This is a genomic window from Synechococcus sp. BA-120 BA3, assembly GCF_034931285.1.
Taxonomy (GTDB): Bacteria; Cyanobacteriota; Cyanobacteriia; order PCC-6307; family Cyanobiaceae; genus Cyanobium.
In genome coordinates this window covers 1-926 of sequence record NZ_JAYGHZ010000482.1, presented here as the reverse complement: position 1 = coordinate 926, position 926 = coordinate 1, and the positions used below count along the sequence as shown (strand labels likewise).

At 73.2% G+C, this 926-nt stretch carries 2 protein-coding genes; one reads left to right on the top strand and one right to left on the bottom strand.

Annotated elements, in window-relative coordinates; all coding sequences use genetic code 11:
* The coding region (locus tag VB737_RS17010) for a precorrin-8X methylmutase (protein WP_500314709.1) at positions 1 to 223 on the bottom strand (223 nt) is incomplete at its 3' end.
* Positions 224 to 390: 167 nt separating this feature from the next.
* On the opposite strand from VB737_RS17010, the gene VB737_RS17005 reads away from it, so the two are divergent.
* On the top strand, positions 391 to 926 hold a 536-nt coding region (locus tag VB737_RS17005; protein ID WP_500314708.1), incomplete at its 3' end, for a type II toxin-antitoxin system Phd/YefM family antitoxin.

Sequence of the window (926 nt, the reverse complement as noted above, 5' to 3'; positions counted from 1 at the left end):
CCCGGGCCAGGGCGTTGAGGCCGGCGGCGCAGGCCCCCGGGCCGAGGCGCAGATCCGGCGCCAGGGCCAGGTCGCCGCTGCTGTGCACCAGGCGCTCGAGAACCTCCTGCTCCACCCCCTCCAGGCCGGTGGGCCCGAGCCAGCCGCGGATGCGGCGCACACTCTCCCGGAAGATCGGATGGTCGAGGAAGGCCGGGGAGCCGGAAGAATCGAAGCTGTCCATCGGCTGCGGCGCTCCGAGCTGCCCCGCCGGCGCGGTGATGGCGACCGGGGCGGAAAGGGCGAGGTTACGGGATGCGTCCTGGCCGTGCTGCGGGTGGACGGGGCCTCTGGGAAGCAAAATCAAAACCTGTACATTGTGTACAGAATTGGAATTCGGCCGCCAGCACCATGGACACCCTCGGCGTCCTGGAGGCCAGGAAGCGCTTCCCCGAACTGCTCGATCGGGCCCATGGGGGCGAGGAGACGCTGATCTCGCGCCACGGCCACCCGGTGGCGGCCCTGGTGCCGCTCTGGCGGCGGCACCGTCCCCAGCGGCAGGCCCTGATTGCCCTCAAGGGCAGCGGCCGCGCCTGCTGGCCGGACCCGCTCCCGCCGGGCCAACCTTGGCCCATCCAGCCCCTGGAAGGCGCCGGCGCACTGGCCCTCGGATCGGCCGTGGCCGTCGACGCCACGGTGCTGATTCCCTGGCTGCGCGGCGACGCCTCCAGCCGCCACGCAGAGCCCCTGATCGCCGCGATCGCCGCCGGCCGCTGGCGGGGCGTGCTGAGCATGGCCACCTTGATGACGCTGATGGAGGGACCCCTGCGCCTGGGGGACGAAGCCCTGGCGGCCCGCTACGAAGCCGTGTTCAGCGATCCCGCGGCCTGGACCTTGGTGAGCCTCACGCCCCAGGTCGCCCTGGCGGCGGCGCGCCTGCAGCGGCC